Annotated in this window: 1 protein-coding gene (running past one end of the window); it reads right to left on the bottom strand. The window is 43.6% G+C overall.

Going from position 1 to position 20,562, the window contains the following annotated elements; genetic code table 11:
- Nucleotides 1–20,562 carry the beginning of an SAM-dependent methyltransferase gene (locus PHV44_02110; protein ID MDD5592077.1) on the bottom strand. Its footprint begins 53,472 nt before the window's first position, so the window shows 20,562 of its 74,034 coding nt (coding positions 1–20,562); its start codon is at nt 20,560–20,562; its stop codon lies off the left edge, out of view.

Genomic DNA, 20,562 nt, shown 5'->3' with positions numbered 1-20,562 from the left:
TGCCTTGAAGCTGAAGCTAAATTCTTTTGATTCTCGAAGCTCCAGCGTATCACCCGGATCGATATTGACAAATTCTGCCCAGGCAATTTCAGCCCCTTTCTTTATTGGGCCTTCTTCTTTCAAAAGTGCACCCAGCTCCCTTTCTACGCTTGCATAACAATTGCCCACAAATGCCTTATTTTTGTTTAGTTTGGGATTTCTTATAAACTGAGGGAGCATATGAACCAGGGTTTTAACAATCGCAAGGCGGACATTTTTGTCCTCCTCAAAACCTTTTCCCATTTCTTGAATTCTGTTATTCAAATCCTGAATTGCAACATTTGCAAGCATTGCATTATCGGTTATCTTTCCGTCAAACCAGAGTTTTTCTGCTATTGCTGCCCTGACGTCCGCCGACTGATCAGTAAGAAGCCCAAGGAGCAAACCTTTTATGGTGATTCGTTCAACATCTTCAAAAGTAATATATTTCAAATCTTGCAATCGCAGAGTCCCTATTCGCATCCTTATCAGTGCTTCATTCTTTCCCGCTTGAAAGGACGCCGGACTTTCTTTTCCTGACATCGCCATCCCGAGAAGAACAAGAGGCGGGAGCAAGAGGCCCGCAAGCCCAAGCCGGGAAAGATCAGGCAGTATCCCTGCCTGGACAAGCCGCACACTATCGATTGCCTGACCGAAGCCTGAACCTAAAATGTATTGTGCTAATACCATTGACAGGATGATAGTCACTGCCGCTAAGGGGCCCATCAGTCCTGTCATGGTCGGCAGGTTAGTTGCGGGTGGAAGCAATTTTCTTTGGTCTAATGATTTAATTGTTTCATCAATTGGATTTTGAACGTCAGAAAAATCTCTTAGATGATTTATATTCTTTTCCAGATCATCAATAAGTTTTTCAGCGGCAGATAAGTCATTGATCTTTTGGGATACATCTTCCTTTTCTATGATGCCAGCCGATTGATCCTGGGAATGTGTCAGTTCTTCCTTCTTTACGGCAACTGCTTTCCTGAGTTCATCCAGTAACTCCAACTTATCGGCCTTTGCCTCGCGGTCAGTAAAATCCAGGTTAAAGGCAACATACCGGTTAAAATAATCCAGGATGCCCACCATTACTATCGGATGATCGATTAGCGGCAGGAGGTTGTCGATATTGCTGATAATATCTACATTAGGAGCAAACCTTGTTGTATCCCTGTCTTTTCCCAGTTTCCGCGCCTTTTCTTCAAGGGTAATAATCTTTCTGAAGATTCCTTCAATGGCCCTCAGAGCTTTTTCCAGGTTGTGCAGAGCCATTGCCGTAATGAACGTTTCACTTAATTGCCGCGTGAGATCTGCCAGATGTTCAGATAAAACAAAATTATCGTCCGCCCCGGCACTCGCCAGTATATTAATTGACCGATCCAGATCGTCGAGTTTTGAAAGTATATCCTGCCTGTTATCGTTTGAGTAATCAATAATTTTTCCCGCGGCTTCTTCTTTGGATGATGCATAGGGGCTAATACGGAAACGTTCTTTCAGCGAACTGATGACATTGAACATTCTACCTATCAAGATCTTCGGAAGATCATTTTTGATGCCGGTTTCAATGGTGGAAGGCTGCTCAACCTTCAGATTTTCAGCTAATTCCTTTAGTTTGTAAAGTTCAACCAGCGCCTGTTCAAGATCTTTTTTCATACCGATGGGCATATCCTGATCTTGAATTGTCAAAGCCCGGTTTTCTTTGTTAGCCACCGTTTGCAGTTTTTGCTTAATTTCCTGTTCCAGTTTTGCCAAAAGAGCCAGGATAGATTTCCCGGTGCTTGCCTTGTTCGTAGAACCTTTCCAGGAATCGATAAGGAAATAAAGATATCTCAGTTCATGGATAAGCATGACAGGATATTCAACATCGATAAATGATTCTACCAGTTGAGCAATTGCCTGTTCAGATTCGTATTCGATCATATCTTCTTCGATTCTGCCGCGGCCAGTAAGTAAAATAGGCGCCTCCAGCATGCATTTGTACTTAAGCAGTTCGACCTTGTCCTGAATATCTAAGAGCTTTCTCATTATCTTCTGCAGGACCGTAAGGTCTTCAGCACTCTGTCCATTGCTCAGGGCTACCCTGAAGTTTCCAAAAGTGTCCATTTGCAAGGCGCGAATATCAACGATAACTATGTTATGAATATTAATTGGTACTGAGTGCGTTCCGCTACCCATGCCGCCAATCATAATAATATTCAATTTCACAAGGTTGTCGATGAAGCTGTCCAGCTTCTCCAGTAATTCAAGTTCCTGTTTTTCATCGATATTCTTAAGGTGTTTGCTAATGAGCTGCCAGATGAACGCGGATATTGAAGAATTTATCTGTGCGCCGATATTAATGGATCGAAAATCTTCTTTGAGAATAAAATTCCTTGATTTTATTATCCCCAGCAACATAAGCAGGGGCGCTATGACGGCGATTTCTTTCTCGTAGCCCGGCAGGAAAACGGCGGCGAGTGTGGCGCCAACCGCAGCCAGTGCGATCGCAATAATAATTTTAGGTGACGTACCTGCTAAAGAGCCTCGCTGGTCTTCGGATCTCTTCTTAGGCGCGCCGTCTTCAGCATAAGATAAAGCTGTAGCATTTACGGATCCTGCATTATTTTTTAAAAATCTGTCAAGATATTCCACAGCGAAAGTAAAACCGTCCCTATTTGCTTCTTGCTTTTCTGGGCTTAACGTATTAAATTCACTTGAAAGCTCCTTGTTTGCTAAAGCGGGCGTATCTTTAAAGGAAGAGGTTTTATATTGAACAAGGAGATTATAAATACCGACTGCTCCGAATGGGCTTTGTATATCATAGCCGGACTTTAGTTCTGCGCATAGTTTTTCAAAATATCCTAAAGCATACTCATAATCCACTTTACACATAGAGCGGGATTCTGCGAAATGCAAATTATTAAATCTTACTTGGATATTATTAACTATATGAGTGGCCATCCGGTTTAAGTCCCAGCCACGGTCATAATAAATCATCAGATATCTCCAGATACCTATTACGCCGAAAGCATCAATTTCGTCAACATCAAATAAAATCTTAGCCTCTGGCGTTTGCCTCTTTGCCTCGTAAGCATCGTGCAGCCTAATTGCTTCTAAGACAGCGAGTATCTTTTCCTCGGGGAACCCGATTTTTCTTAAGATTGGCTCAGCCTTTTGCGCGCTGATTTCTCCATGTTGTGGCTCATCGCTATAAGCTGTGGCTATATCATGTAAGAATACCGCCGCAATTAAAACTTCAATATCCACATTTAATCTGAGCCGCTCAATCAGAATCTTGGCTTTCTCCCACATCCGCGAAGAATGTGACAGACCGTGATGTGATGCCCTCTCAGGCCTTTCGGCAGCAAAAACCGATTCTAATTCAAAACTTAATTTATTAAGCCATTTATTCTCAACATCCACCATGACATTCTCTGCCCCTAACCAGGCATTAGGAGTATTGCGTAAATCCCAAAGGGTCAATTTATTCTTGTAGTCTGGTTTTTCATTTATGTGATAGACGTTAACTAGCTCTCCCTTGGCTTTCTTAAATAGGCAGATATCCGTCCCGCTATCTTCTGCGAATATGCCTCCTTCACGTAGGGCTGCCTTGACCTTCTCTAACTCTTGCGGCGCGGGCGAGGCTGGCATAAATACAAAATCAAATTCGCCTTTAGCAGCCTGCGTCACAAAACTAATCTTACTTTTCGCTAACATCGCGGGTATTCTACTCTCTAACCCCTGATAAATACCTTGTATCTGCTGGGGTAAATCCCAAAGGTCTGCTGCTCTAATCTGGTTAATAAATTCGCTGAGGCACTCTTCTCCTTTTAATCCTAAGTAGCGGTATTCAGACAATAGCGATATTTCCTCAATACCCTTACCTAATTTACTTTGTAAAATACTTGAGATATAAATCGGCGCATAAGGCGTATCCGAAGCAATAATCATAATTTTCTTTAAGGATGGGCCGGCAACAAGCCTATCTATACTGCTGAATTTCGCGCTAAGGTCTATTATCATACTCCGCATTAACCCATGGCCTATAAAACTTCTGTCTTTAAAATGTTTATGCGCCGGATACCCATAGGCAACCATATCCCTACGCTCCCTGAATTCTTTTTCTGCTTGCACGCATTTGCCTTCATCAATAACTCCCGAGAGGTGTTCCATTTCGTGCACTATGGTCGAAGCAGGATCAGGGTCATCATCGGCTATAGGCATATATTTATTGCCCTGGTAGGTTATCGTATTCCCAAAAAAGGTTTTTGCCTCTCCTCTCATAAGCCTTCCTGCATTAACAAGCATTTCAAATAACTGGGCCTGCTCGCCTTTCAGAATAAAATGCCTTAAAGCAGCTATTACATAAGGCTCATCCATACCCGCCGCCTGCCATCCCTTGAGTTCTGATTTTAGTATCTTTCTTATCTCTCTGTTTACTTGGTTTTTGGTAAACCCGGGCTTACGTTTGGCGTGAAAAATAAGAGATGTTCCGCCATTGTCGAAAGAGGCTGCAATTAACTGAGGAGATGCCAGCCTGCTTCTGCAAGAAGGGCAGAATTCTAAGCCTGTTTTATCTAAGGCCTCTACCGTCTCGGAGAATTGCATTACGCATCCGGGGTTATCGCAATGCCTAAGGCCGAATGCATGCCCTAATTCGTGCAGGGCATTCTTTAGGATACGCTCCCCGTAAAGCTTTTCATCGGGTGAATACGGGCGGTTTACGGACATAACTGTAACTTTGTCTTCGGGCCAGCTGCGGCCAAAAAGATACCGGCGTAACTCGCCATCGCGATAACCCGTAATATCTGCGTCTGTAATTAAGAAGATTATCTCTTCCCCGGATGCGGATTTAATTTTTTGTGCTAATCCATATAAGTCATCCACAAGGTATTGATTTTTCCTAATTGCCTTTAAATTGAATTTTCGTAAGAAGAGGCCTTCGGGAGAAATAATTTTAAGAGGCAAGGCTTTTTCTATCTGAACAGGTATACTATGGGCCGGAGATAAAATACTATTTTCATGCAGGAAGATGAATTTAATTGTCTGAGGTGGTGAATAAGAAAGGCTCTTGTTGAGAAACGGAACCCTCACTTTTTCAGGTATTTTTGGAGTAGCTGGTTCCTTTTGAGGTTGAGGCAGGGGCTGAGGCTTAGGCCGAGGGGCAACTCTCTCGGGTACCTCTGCAGGCTCTCTTCTGGGAGTAGTTTCCTTTCTAGTATTATACGGGGCAATTTCAGGAGAGCCGCCGTTATCCCAAGAGAGTTTCTCTTCCGGAACAAAAGATTCAATCCATGCAGGCGCAACAGAGAGCATATTTTCGTTAAATCTCCCTCGTGCGATTAAAGACTTCATTGCCTTAGCGTATCTGGCGCTCTGTTCAGGATAAGCTAAATCCAGGAAGGGGTCTCTCTCCGGGCTTAAACTGGCGGGATAACTAGAGAGGCTTCTCTTTACTTCCAAGATATCCTTAATCTCAAGGGCCTTATTAAAGAGGAGCTGGCGGGCCTCCCGGATAAATTTATCGCCTATAGGCAGCTCGCCCTCTTCTGCTTCCCGGTGTAAGAAGACTGCCTCAGGGGCTCTTAAGTAAGGTAAGAGGATATTCCAGGAGGTATCCTTCTGGTGTAAGTCCACTAACCATATCTTATCCGGCCAGAGGCACTCTTCTAACAGGTATTTTAATAAGGCCTGCACCCTCTCCTTGTGTTCTTCTTCTTGGTCTTCTATCTCTCTGATCGAATCAGGGCTAACCAAAGAATCGTATCTTCTCAAGAGCTTCACCAGAGCCGCTTCAAAGCCTTCGTATGCCTCAATAATGGCGAGGTGTTGGGGAGGTATCCCGGGAAACCCTTTATCCATTAACCGGGCATAGCTCCTGTGAGCAACAGTAAGCAGAAGCCCTAAGTTAAGGTACTGGATAAAGGAAATAAAATAGGCCAGGTTTTCTTTGGTTATATCTTTGGATATTTGCAAGATATAGTCAATGCGGTGCTCCTGAACGTTAATCTCGTTTACCGGACTTACATTTTTGCCTCTAATAATAAGGCCACAGGCTGCATCGGGATCTCTTGGGGTAACGCTCTTTAATGCCCGGAAATTCTTATTCTTAAGGTTAGTAGAGGCAATGAATAAAGCGAGAGCAATAAACTTAGCCCGGTGTTTGTAGATGCCTTCTCCTGTATCAAAACCTACGGACACCTGCAGTTCGCCTCTTTTGCTTATCTTTGCTTTTATCTGACCGGCTAATTCTTGGGCAGATATGGTAGGATTAAAAATAAACCTGTCCGGGTCTTCGCCGGCATACAATTTGCCTCCTAAGGTAACATGGGATAAAAGATTATTTATAGAGGATACGCTATAAGTAACCCCTCTAAAAAGGCCCATTTTTATTAAGGCGTCAGCGGCCCTTGAGCGGACATCGCTATCAATATGGCTATCTTCTGCTATCTTAAGCAAAGTGGAGGACGCGGTTTTAACTGGTAGTCCGATTTTTAGCAGGGCCTCAGCAGCTTTAGAAGAGACATTGCTGTCACTATCTTCTAATGCCTTAATCAGGTAAGGGAGAGCGGGTGCGGCTATTGGTAGGCCGATTTCTCCCAAGGCTTTGGCTGCTTGGCCGCGGCTATTGCTGTCTTTACTTCTATCTTCTAAAATCCCGATTAAAGCAAGCACAGCCGGCAGCCCGATTTTTCCTAAGGCTTTGACTACTCTATAGTAAACATCGCTATGGCTATCTCCTAATAACTTAATCAGATGAAGGATTGCTGGCGCGGCCGCAGGCCCGATTTCCCCTAAGGCCTCGGCTGCGTAGGAACGGGTATATGGGTCAATATCGCCTAAATCCAGAATGTATCTTTTTATCTTTAATTCTACGGTTAAGGCATTGAGTTTTTCTAAGGCTGTGCAGGCCTTGGCGCGGACATCGCTGTTACTATCTTCTACGGCTTCCGTCAAGGCATCGATAACAGGCATAGAGGCTATGCCGATTTCTCCTAAGGCTTGGGCTGCGTAGGAACGGATAGCCCAGTAAATATTTTTTGCTTTTAATAACTTAACCAGCCGGCGGACAGCAGATGCAGCCGCAGGCCCGATTTTTCCTAAGGCTTCGGCTGCTTTGTAATAGACATTCGCGTCACTATCTTTTAATGCCTTCTTCAGGTAGTGGACAGCAGGCGGGCCCATATACCCTATGGCTTCAACTGCCCGGGCACGGACATTGCTGTTAAGATTTTTATCTTCTAATACCTCAACTAAAGCGAAGAGAGCCGGGAGTCCGATTTCTCCTAAAGCTTGGGCTGAACCGGAGATATTATCGCGTAAATCCAAAATGTATCTTTTTATCTTTAATTCTACGGTTAAGGCATTGAGTTTTTCTAAGGCTGTGCAGGCCTTGGCGCGGACATCGCTGTTACTATCTTCTACGGCTTCCGTCAAGGCATCGATAACAGGCATAGAGGCTATGCCGATTTCTCCTAAAGCTTGGGCTGCGTAGGAACGCAGATACCAACTATACTCCTTCTCTTTTGCTTTTAAGGCCTCAATCAACGCAGAAACAGCTGGTGCAGCCGCAGGCCCGATTTTTCCTAAGGCTTCGGCTGCTTTGTAACAGACATAAATATCACTATCTTTTAGCGCCTTCATCAGGTAGAGGAGAACGGCAGGCAGGCCCATATCACCCATAGCTTCAGCTGCTTGGGCACGGACACTGCTGTCATTATCGCTTAAATCTACAATGTATCTTTTCATCTTTAATTCTACGGTTAAGGCATGGAGTTTTTCTAAGACGTCGGCTGCGTCAGAGCGGACATCGCTGTGGCTGTCTTCTAATGCCTCAATCAGGTAAAGGATAGCCGGTGAGCCAATCTTTTCTAAGGCCTCTTTTACATATAAGCGGATGTGAAAGTTATTCTCATGATACCAGTCAGTATCTCTTAATATCTTAATCAGGTAAGGAACAGCTATGCTTCCCATCTCCACCAGGGCTCTTAATGCCCCGGAGTGGACGGCCTCATCAATAGAGCATAAATCTATGGCATATTTTTTTACCTTTGACTCTAAACTTAAGGGTCCGGGGTTTTCTAAGGTTTCGGCTGTTTTATTAACGCCTCCACCATTGTCAAAGAACGGCCCTTGAGCCGAAATAACTGCCGCACCGCCTAAATGCCCCCCACCAGCCACGGAAGGTTGAGCATCCTGCACTTTTAAAGGTGCGAGGCGATGCGGCAGTCCATTTTTTCTGGCAACTATCAGATAAAGTTCCTCTCGGCCGTATAGTTCAATTATTTGGCCTGCGGTTGCTGCTAACGGATAGCTGGCGGGTATATCCCTGCCAAAATATTGCGCTGTTATCTCAAATCCTAAATCTATGAATATGGACCTTACATAATCAAACCTGTATTCGCGCCCATTACTCAAAAAGAAGGACAGTCCCACACTCTCTAAAACCCTTTCTGTTTCGGTAAGTAACTGACGGGCATCCATATAACCCGGATTAGGATGATTTAGGAAGACAATACTAAAACTGTTTTCCTCCAACTCTCTAAATGCTGCTGGATTCTTCTTTTTATACGCGTAAAGCACACCCGCGGCGGTTTCAAAGAGAATATCGCCTCCTGTTTTAAGAAAAGGCAATAGCGCCGGATAAATCCTCTCATCATTAAACCTCTCCAGCAACAAAATTGCCTCTTTTCTAACCAACAGGCAACTGCTATGATTTAATACATCTATGATTAATTCAACCGCCTCGGCGCTGCCAATCCCTGCCGTAAGCTCAATTAATATCTGGCATAAAGGCGAGGCCGTGAACCCATCGCTTAATACTGCTCTAAAAACAGATAATGTAATTTGAGGGTCTAACTTAGCTAATCCCTCTGCTGCTTCTTTTCGCGCTCTAAATGTGGCTTCTTTGTTTAACAGGGTGTTTGCCAGTATTACGGCCAGCTCTTCTCCTGCGCGGCCTTCAGGCGCTGCCTGGATAAGGCGGCTCTGCCCTGAAATTATCTCTAAAAGTCCGCCTTGATAATCCGGGCTTATGACTTTTAGCCTCTTCTCTAATTCTTCTAACTTAATAAGTATATCTTCTACATCTTGATTGTGTTCTTGATCTGATGTAAAAGGCCTATAGATATGCCTTGCTTCGTGGGATAAAATCCGGATAAGTAAATCTATTTCTTTGTGGTATAGGAGGAGTTCTACTAAATAAGAAGGCAGGAGGATGATTTTATTTCCTTCATATTCATAGACACAAGCTACGAGAAATTTCTCGGGGGATTTATACCAGAGGCAATAAGGCGGGGAACGGGATTTGATTTCTGATTTCGGCTGCTCAACCAATCTAAATTCTGCCCTCTCCAGCAATCTCGCCGAGCCCTCCTCTCTTCGCTTGCGCAAATCTTGCGCATACTGACAAAAAACTTCTTTCATTCTCTGGCTCGGTTCCTCTACTCTTCCTTGCGCAAAAGCTAACTCTATTGCCTGCCTGATAGGAATTTCATCCTTTGGAGTCAGTCCTTTGGAGAGGTTTTTATTAGTTTTAGTTTGACCACCCTCTTCCTTATTCCGCTTCGGAACTTCAACAGGCAGAGCTGATAATATTCCTCTATCTACCATAGCTGTCTTGACCATTGCCCTGGCTATCTTTAAAGCATCCTGGAAATCTTTTTCATTCTTGTCAATAAGGGGAACCATCTGGCCGGTCCAGAGCAGGACATCAGTATGATGGTCTAAATTAGCTAAGGCAAAGTTCATCAGTAAAAGGTCATCATTAAAACTTACAAATTCAATCAGCCTGCTTTTAGTAAAGTAATCCGCTGCGCGGACGAAGTTATGGGTAGTGGCTATTTCCATACCTATATTAGAGGTAAGGCCGTAATATTTAAGGAACTCTAAGGCCAAATCCAGTTTCTCGGGGTCCTGGACATAATCCAGCTGGATGGCGATATCATTGCCTTCCTCGCGCTGCTCTTGAACCAACTCAAGGAAGATATTAAACAAATCACCATAGCCAAGAGAGATAGTCTTTAAGAGGCCCCTTAAGTCTATGGGCACGTTAAATACATTCAGCTCAAGTTCAGTCTCGCGCTTACCCCATTTAAGCGTCTCAAAAAACCAGACATCAGCTTTAGAGGTTTCAAATACCAAACGGGTATCTTTACCTAATGATTCTTTAGCGGCATTGCATTGTGCCAGGAATACTTTGGTTAATAATTCTCTTACGCTGGTTACCTGATAATCCTTGAGGCGCTCTTTTACATCAGCATAGACTTCCGGGAGCTTTTCTCGAGGAAGAGGTATTTTATGCTGCGAGAAGATAAGGTCAAGTTTGGTTACCTGAACACCGTCAGGCCGTGTTTCTATGAGGGGGTTGGGGATTTCGCCGGTATGATAAGCATAGAGCAGTAATGCCAAAGGATGCAGGCCTATTTCCCGGTATATCTCATCCATAGAGAAAGATTTCGTATTAATTGTGGCCGGTTCTGCGCTCCAATTTATAGTCGTGTAAGCTGTGTCGTCAACCAGAGGCGCAATATCAAAACTGATGCCCTCAACCTCACAGATCAGGCCGCGCTGGAAATCAAAAGCACATTCCCGGCCATCCTTTAATTTATTATTAAATAAATCCTCTTCTACGAGCATGGTGGGTATGCCTAACTGCCTCGCCTTGTAAAGGAGAGGGCTGTTGTCTTCTATCTGCCCTGTAATAACCATGCCGCTGGCATAGCCATCGCGGCGATTTAAGGCTTTAAGGAAGTCCGGATTATCGCTGTTAATGCCGCTGGCAACAATCATAATATCCCCTTCCACTACCCTGGAGATCTTACGCGTCTCTTTACGTTTTGCGCCATCTCTTAAGATAATATGCTCTTTAAATAAATCATTCAAATCCCTGATAAACACAACCCTTCTTACATCAGCGCCTTTATTAAACAAAGATATACCCTTGGCAATAACCTTTGCTCTCCTTATCACTGCCTCAGGGATAGACTGCCGGCTTAGTTGCATATCCGCGTATAATTTTACCAGCTTGGAATAGTTTTTCACGCTGCCGCCAACAGAATCAAGGCCGCTGGCTATGTCTGAACAGGCATCTAAGGCATCAGGGCTACCGCGGGTAATCAGGCTATTTTGCGCCTCACCGCAAAGGCCACTTTTAACGCCCATTTTGCTTGCTACGGCATTGCCATGTTTTACATTATCCACCAACCCTTTGTCGCCCTCATAAAAGGTGCGGATATCCTTTATTCTCTTTCCGCCAGGAAGGAACGCATCTATAGCTATGTAACGGACCTCATCCCTGCTGCCTTTAACAGACTGGGTCTGGTCATTTGTGCCGTGAGAGATGTAAACTTTTAGCTCTATTCCCCGTTTACGCATTTCTCTTTGGAAATCAAGCAGGGCCTGCATTAGCCGGTCAGCCAATATGGCATTAATCCCTAGTTCAAACATCGCCCCTACCTGCTTAGGCACTTCTTCTAATATCCCTTTATCGTAAAGATCAATTATTCTCCCCAGGGCCTTCTTAAAATCATCTATCTTGCGGTTAAATACAAACATAAAGCCAATATCTCCTACATTGCCTAATTTTTTAGCCTCTTTTATGGCATCAGAGACAGCCATAAGCTGAAGGTCCAGCGCCTCGATATTCTCATCCCTTACTTCAAGGCCGCTGCCGCGGTCACCAATCATAGAGGCTTCTTCATCGTTATAATAGAGCTCAGCGCCAATCTGGGTCTTATTAATTTCTCTTTTCTTAAAGTCTCTTTCCCTGACCTGAACTATCTGGCCCGGCCGGGTTACCGAAACCATCTGTAAGAAGTGGTAACTTAGGGACTTGCGCAAGAACTCAACCGGCGTAGCAAAGCCGGGTATTTTGTTTCTGATCTTCTCCTGGACATCCTTTCTGGCGCGCATCTTCTCAACATCATTTAGCTGCTGCTGGTTTAAATCAAGTTCCTTTAGCTCGCCTCTTTCTAAAGCCTGTAGCCTGCCATAGGCAAATGCTGCCCTGAAGTCAATACCTAAAAGCAATAATATCTCCTCAATCCTGTCCAAGCTGACCATATAGGCGCCTACCTTATCCTCGTGCATATAAGGATATCTTTCTTTGTTGACAACGACCTGGTACCTGGCAAGCTTTGCGGCCTTTTCTAATTCATTGGTGGCATTAGTAATCAATCCGATCTCTTTGCCGAAATTCCCCCAGCGGCTTACCTGATTCAGGATAGAGAACTCGGAAATACCTAACTTCCCTGAATAAACAAGGCCCTTGTTGCCGTCTACGGTCAAGGGCAGCCTTTCGCCATTCCTGATCCTATCTAATATCTTAGGATCGGCAAATTGTACCCCGCCTACTACACAATAACCAAACTGAGTGGCAATAATAATCGCGTGCGCTCCCGGGCCCCCCTGCAAGGTGACAGTAGCGCCGCCCTTGGTATCTACCAACTGCATAATATCATTAAAATTAGGGTTGGTCTCCGGCGCAACCAGAATAACATTATCAAAAGACTTGACTATCTCAAATTGCCGGTCTAAAAGCTGGCGGGATAATTTAGCTGTCTCTTCTTCCAGGGAGGCACTCTTTAAATCTCCCTTGGGTTTGCTGAAAAGATTCAACCTGATGATTAAAGAGAATAAATTCAGCCTGCCGTCAGCATCAGCCTCAAATTTATAGAGCTTTTCTATGCCCTGAATAATACGTTCTATACTAGTTTGTGTTATCGCAGCATCAACCAAGACTTTGCGGGTCAGCCTTTCTGTTTCACTTAAAGGCTCTCCTTTACTGATTATGCCGGCTGTATCCTTGGCTAATTCTCTTTGCAGCCCTTCAACATCAAAGTCCTGCTGGATCCCTGATTCAGCCAACTCCTGCAGCCTCCTTATACGATTAACTAAAGTTGAAAGCTCCTCTTTTGCATAAAGCCCCTTAACCGCCTTTTTCTCTTTAATCAAGGCGATCTGCTCTTCTTCAGAGAGAGAACCCTTATTTTGCGTTAGGTTCTTACTTAAAATCAGGAGCTCTTTTTCAGACAGTTGAGAGAAGCCTTCCGGGATTAAATCTTCAATCGCAGATTCGTCTTTACCTTCCTCCCAAATCTGGAGCAAAGCAGTTCTTATCCTTTCTGTGGAGATTTCTTCTACCCAAAAAGAGGTGCCCGCAGCAGCATTGAGCGTCTCAAAACCCCGGCCAACCAGCCGGCCTTCTGCCTGGGCCTCTTCAGCATCAGAAGCAACAACCTCGCGCATCACTAATTCCAGAATATCCGGGTCCTCAAAATCAAAACCGTTCCTTAAGGCAGAGTCTCTCTTCTGCACGATAGAATACTGCCTCTTGCCTCGCGCATCACGATAGAGGCAAGCCTCTAAATCTACAGGAATGGGTGTTTGGGGCCTATTCCTATTATGCACCTGGTACGTCCTGTAGGCCCTGAAGGCAAAGTCTTTTGCCTCTTCATCAGAGATGACGAATTTATTGCGCATCTCTTCCGGAGTAACCATATTGTATTCCTTTCCTAACTGGGCAGTAATCTCCTCGGTAATGCCATTTTTTATATCCTTCCAGGCCAGATACTTTTGCCCCGGTTCACCACGCTTAAGCATAGCTATCTTAGAACCGCAGGTCTTATTCAGGATAACCACAGCTTTTGTTTGAGGGTTAATGGCTATCTTGTAGTGGTCAGTGATAATGCGGCCCTGGACAATATTCTCCCCCCGGCCATAGGCTACATCAAAATCCACAATTGCCAGGCCATTGCTAAAACCAGTCCAACCGGTTATCTTGTTCACCGTAAAACCAACAAAGGATACTTCGCTGGAGCGCATCAACTGCACCTGTATACCGCCGCCGATCCTTACCGGATCCAGGCTCTCTGTCCTTATTTTTTCTAAGGAAGAAATCATCTGAACAAGAAAACGCCTCTCAGGATAACGTCCCTTGGCCAGTTCTAATAATGCCAATATGCGCCTTGAGGAAACATAACACATTTGTTTTCTTTCGCGTTTTATCGGCGAGATATTCTCTTTTAAATCCTTTAATATGGGCTCAATATCCCTGGTGATGCCCGCAACCTCAAATCGCTTAACCTCTTTATTCAGTTCTTCGATGGTCTCTATCAGATATTCTAAATCCTTAAGGGTCGTTTCATACATCAACCACCTGAAGACAGCTACCTTATCGCGGTACTGGAATGCCCGCTTATTGTAAGTGGAGCCGGCAACCTGCTTAAATACATTAATTGCATCTTCAATCCTGCCCAGCACCGGAATGCTATCGCCGATACCCGCAGAAGGTATGCCCGGCAAATCCTCTAAACCCTGCGAACTTCTGAAGATAAATTCAACAAGCTCGATCGGATCTAATCCCTCGGCAGCGGCAATGGCCTTTAATTCTTCCCACATAGCCTCTGCTGTGTCCTCGGAAAAATTAGCGTTGTTAACCATATCCTTCATCCGGCCCTCGGCAGTAGAGATATCCACGTCATACTGGGCATCTACGTCAAAAGCAATCTCGCGCATCGGCTTCAACAGCTGGTTATACAGCCAGAGGTATTTCTGCAGGACGCTGGTTGTCCCAAAGAAGGGCGGAACCTCCAAATTCCCAGTCATCATATCCAAAGAGTTAGAGATCTTGCCTCCTAAAAGGCTGATATCGCCTATCCACTGCTTTTCATTACGGTGCACAAATAAGGCGCCGGCACGCCTGGCAAAGAGGATAGCTAACTTATAGCAGGAGATAGCCTCTTCTTCCCGGCCTTGGTTATATACTTCATTACCTAAATCATCAAAATGTTTATATAGCTGCCTGGCACGATCAGCCTTAAGGCTTAATAATTCCGGGTCTTTATCCAAAGCCTGGTATACCTTGGGCAGATTCTGGATATCACTGCTATCTAAGGTTTGCTTTAGGCGCTGGATGAAGTTTTCTTCTTTTTCTTCTTTCTTAACTAAGGCTACTGCTTTATTATGGTCACCCAGGCAATACTCCAATACTTCGTGGTCGAGGGTTTTTTCGGAAAATTCTTTTAGGTAGGTTTCTTTGGTAAGGAGAAGGACGCACTCACCGTTAATATCGAGTGCCATGGCGCGGAAATTATCTTCTTCAGCAACAGCCAGGACTTCAATATGGCCAACGGCTAAAGGCGGGTCTCTGGCAGGAGCCTCTCTGGAGAGCCGCTCCTTGAAGGAATCGCGCCGTTCCTTTAAAGTCATATTTACCCAGGGCATTTCCACTATCTGCATTTTTCCTTCAGCAATGGCAATAGTTTTTTGGCGGATGTTTAATATCTGTTCTTTGGTAAAATCTCCCCGCTCGCCACGCTGGGGGGATTCGGACTCTCCTGTGCGGCTGGGGTTATCCTCCTCCTCTATCGCTGCCTGGGCTGCGGAGGCAAGGCCATGATTGTTTTCTTTAGCTAACTCCTCTGCCCTCGCCTTTACCAGTTGCCTTACGCTTTCTATCTTGCGAAGATTATCTATTAATTCTGGGCGTAAGTTAACTGCTCTTGCCAAACTGTCAATTGCCTCAGGATATCTACCTAATCCAAAGTAGATCCGACCGAGGTTGTTGTGGGCTGCAGCATAGTTAGGATTGAGCCTTAAGGCCGCTTGATGTTCTGCTATTGCCTCAGCATACTGGCCTAATATAAAATATGTGCCACCGAGGTTGTTGTGGGCTGCAGCATAGTTAGGATTGAGCCTTAAGGCCGCTTGATATTCTGCTATTGCCTCAGCATATCTGCCTAATTTAGCGTAGGTGTTACCGAGGTTGTTATACATAGCAGAAGTTAAGGCATAACCATCGGTTATCTGTATATAAGAATAGAAGAGGCTAAATAGTTCTTCTTCTGTTAATCTATCGTATCTAAAGATTCCTTGCTCTTTTTGCCTCTGAAGCTCAAGTAATCTTTCAGGAGTAATGCGGTATTCTGGTTTTAGAACCAGGTATTTGCCTTCTCCTTCTTCTTGATAATGTTCTAGAAGATCTATCTCTAAAATCAGCTTGAGACTAAAATCTACAAATAAAACCCTTCCACCAGAAAGAGGGATTAAGGTAAAAGCGTGCATAGGCGCAATAACGCCTTTTACCTCAAGACCCAATAAGGCTAAGATGATATAAGTTAGTTGGGAAACTGCAACACAGCTTACCAGAATCTTTTTTAATTCCCGTTTCTTCTCAATGGAGACAGCCTGGTCTATTACTTTAAAGACATCTTCCTTATTCAGGCTGGTCACCAGAAGCCTAATCAATGGGCTGGGAGAATTAACATTTATATGGCCTTTCTCAGTAATTAATGAGCATAATTTCCGGAGATTTTCCTTTAATAGTTCAGTATTCTCTAGCCTTAAACCTTGGCTCAAAGAAGGGCCTATTTCAGAGAGTAATTTCTTGAGTTCTTCTGATATGGCTGGTATGGCCCCTTCAGGATACCCTCGCTTGAGTACTGCCTGGGCTGCTAACAAATCCAGCGCCCTACGTATAGCCCGGTTAACTTTAAAATCATCCTCCCCTTCATTTAACGATAATAATCTCAGCAATAATCCATTATTAGAAGTTGAATTGATAATCTCTATCAATGATCCTTCAGCGGCTTGACGGGTTTGCGCATCTGAACCAACCGCTTTTGCCTGATTATAAAAATATGCCATCTGTTCTTCGTTAGCGCCTAACTTTACTAATAGGCCTTTTATGGCGTTGTAAGTAAGCTTATCTATGCTTTTTACATTTTTAATCTCGCAAAAATCCAACCACTCTTCTTTGGTAGCGCCTAATTTTTCTAAGGCGGAAACCATGGCATTATAGGTAAGCCAACCTAAATCCTTTACTTCTTCAATTAAACGCTTAATAAACTCTGAGGATTCGATTTCATTTTTATTTTCAACAACGAAGTCAGATAAGTCTGTGATGGCACCACGTACTACAAGCGGACTTTGGTCGGATAGCAATAACATTTCAGCCCAATGCAAGACCGTTTCCATAATGCGTTTCTTATATAAATTAAGGGTTTTGTGTTCTCTGGCGGAGGGGGCATTAAAATCCGACCACCATTTATCCGGGTAATTAAGAATGAAAATCGCCAGAATCGCAACTAATAAAACTAAACCAATTATGAAAAAGTAAGATTCGATATTTAAAATACTGCATGAATTTATGATAAATCCGGAAACCACCGGAATAAAAAGCAACAGGCAGCCGGCAATAAATGGATTCGAAAGCCCTTTCTTTTTTTCCGAAATAAAATCGCCTTCATTATTTTTGAAACTTAATAATGGCTCAAATATGGTGAGAAATAAGTTGGTAAGAAATATCCAGATAATAATTAAGGCAGGGGCATGGCATAATACTATGAGAGATATAGCGGCCAATACGATATTGGTAATCCAGCCTTCTAGTCTCAAGATGGGCAGGCCGGTTTTTAAGATAGGGATGCCTTCCAGTAGATGCCTTGGCCTGAATCCCTTTAATTCTTTCCTTTTAATAGCCCTGAGCAGATGCGCAATTTCATGGGGGACAATGGCAGGCGCGAAGAATACTTGCAAGAGTAGCCGTAAGGGAGTATATTTTATATCCTTAATGTACTTTGCCACGAGGGAGGGCTGAAGTGAATCATCCATAAAGCCAGCAGTACCCCCATTTCTTCTGCCTTCAATTGCCTCTAATATGTATCTAGCCCAATCTCTATAGCTAAACGGAATTTCTTTAATTTTATATTCAGCTACATTGTGAAGCATGCTTATAACTTCCTGAGGTACTAAATCAGGGCTTTTTTCATAAAGAATTATCCGGGTAATTTGTAATAGCAATCGTACGTTTTTAGGAGTAGGCTCACGACTCAGGCGGTAAATATACTCTTCGGGCTCAGGAAGCGCCATAATCCTTATTGCCTCTTTATAATACTCTAAGGCCACACTTATCGTCTCTTCAGGTAGAGAAAACAGGGTATCTAAATAGTTTATGCCCTTACTGGGTAACTTAGGGGTTAAGCTTAATTTCAAGGAATATTCCTCAGAAGCAAGGATTTCATAAAAATGTAGATAAGATAAAAACTCAAGGGGAATTACCACGTTAGTAGGCCGGATTAGATAAAGGTCATAACTTTTATACTCCGTAGCATATATGCCAAACCAAGGAGAATAATCCCTCCCCAAGACCTTATCGGGAATATCAATTTTCTTCCTTTGCATTCTACCCAGGCGATGGTGATAGAAATTCACATACTTATCTCCTCTTTCTTCGGTAATATAGCCGTAAACTTTTAATTTGAATGCTTCTCTATACGCTTCGTTATCGGTAAGTGCTACTATATCTCCGGGCCGTAAATCTTCATAAAACTCAACCATATTATCCGGCCTGTCATAAATCCTGATTTCATCTAAGGTTAACCTTCCTTCTGCAATGAGACTGGCACGGTCGTAGAGTTTGCGCGCTTCAAAAAGCAGTTCTGCCTCCAATTGTGCCTCTTGAAGGCTGATGAGGGTTAGCTTATATTTATCGACGAACTCCTTTAATTGATTAAGTTCATCCCGGCCTATGCGCTCTTCGTCTATTATAAGTATTATTTGGTTATAATCAAAAGGCACATCCTTACGAAAAATGATATTATTCCCTTTATTTTCTATTACCTCCCATATCTCTGGCCTTACAGCCGATTCAATATCTGAAGGCAAGGCCATAAGCACACAGACATATTCAGGGACAAACCTTCCTGTAGTAGCTATTGCGGGAAGATAATCATTACAGAAGACGCCTTTTGTGCCTACATCAAACCATTTAGAATCAATACTTCTACTTTCTAAATTTACTCTTAAACCACCTACCGGATTATTAGCATAATATACATAATAATATTTAGGTAGCGGGACAGTCTGGTCTATTTCTAATCTCGCTTTATATCCTTCGTATCTGGCAAATAATTTTTTATAAGCCTGTTTTTCCCGCACTGGAATAACCTGGTCAAAAGATATCTGCGGCTGCGCCTCTTGCAGGACATAATCAACGATGTCTCTTTGCTGTTCGATGCTAAGCGGACCAATAAGATTAGGACTAATCTCTTGGACCCGGTCTTTCGGATCAGAAGAAATTTTTACTCCCTCCATAGGTATTTCGCGGGGAAAGCCTGTTGCATACATAAATAAAGTTCCATCTTCTAACGCCTCTATCGGTATAACCACCACGCCCAAGTCATAATATGCGGCTGCCCCAAATGCGCCGCTATCTTTAAACTCATATTGGTCAGCTGTAACATTAACAATAAGTTCGTGCCCGCCTACTTCGGTAATTGTATATTGATGGTAATCATTAAGCGCCCATCTGGGAATTTTCATTTTTTCACGCCGGATTAACCTTGCTTTTAACTGATATTTATGTAAAATTGGGGGTACCATGGGATCCCAAATTTCACAATTCAATACGCCTCCCATAATATCGGCGGTACCCCTTGCCTGAAAATGGACATCTTCTATTTCGGGTAAAGCCTGTTTAAATCGCCATACTTCTCTTTGGACTTCCCGGGATAACTCAGATAACGCCTTGACTTTAAATAACCCTAATATAATCTGCTCAAATTGTGTCGTATCCACATTTGTATACCGGGCATATCTTCCGGTAAAAACACGATAAGGTAGCTGCTTATCAGAGTTTTCAAATTCTCTCGGCGAGGCACAACCTAAACCGCGAGGAACTGCATATCCGCCATCCTGCCTTTTAACTATATACTTACCGGGCTGCTCATCAATAATGGCGTCTAAAAGCGGCTCTATCTGTTGAAGTGTAATACCTATGGCCCGGGAAACCTCTTGAAGAGGTATTGCCGCGCCCGGTTTGTAACGGCGTAAATATCGTATCAGGCGCTCTCTAGACGAATAGATTCTTAAGTTCGTAATGGCCTGACAAATATCCTCTGCTTTAAATATGGCGGAACCAGAAATTAAAATATCCGCTCCGGCATCAAAAACTATTTCGGCAATCGCGGGCCTAATGCCGCCATCTACCTGAATTTCAACCTTCAAGTGTTTTGCATCTATAAACTTTCTTAGTTTCTTAATTTTACCCAATACGCTTATATCAAATGGGCTCCCGCCATAACCCGGGTCTACTGCCAATAAGAGGACCGTGTCAATCTGGGGAAGAATCTCTTTTATTTCCTTAATGGGTTCGGGTATTTTAAGCGCTATGCCCACCTTACGGCCTTTTGACTTAATATATGCGATAGTCTCTTTAAGGTGCTCTAAATCCCGATGGGCGTCCTTAAAATGCACAATAATAATATCCGCGCCGGCATTGATAGCCGCGTTAATATAGGTATTCTCTTCGGGCTTATCTACCACCACCATTAAATGGGCATCTACCGGCAAGTTAAAATTTTTCTTAAGGAATCTAACCTTGGATGTAAGATTCTCTATATCAGTTGGCCGTTTTGTAAATTCAATATCCGTCCAATCAGTATGTAGCTGGTCTGCTCCGGCAAGCACTGCTTGGCGAACCTTGGTTTCAAATTCCTCGTCTGATACATCAAGTATAGAAGGTTCAATCTTTACTACTCTGGGGTAGTACCTCTGCGTATCCTTCAT

Source organism: Candidatus Omnitrophota bacterium (assembly GCA_028717245.1).
In the GTDB taxonomy this organism is placed as follows: domain Bacteria; phylum Omnitrophota; class Gorgyraeia; order Gygaellales; family Profunditerraquicolaceae; genus JAGUYA01.
The sequence above is the reverse complement of the archived record's forward strand: the minus strand, read 5'-3'. Positions and strand labels throughout refer to the sequence as shown.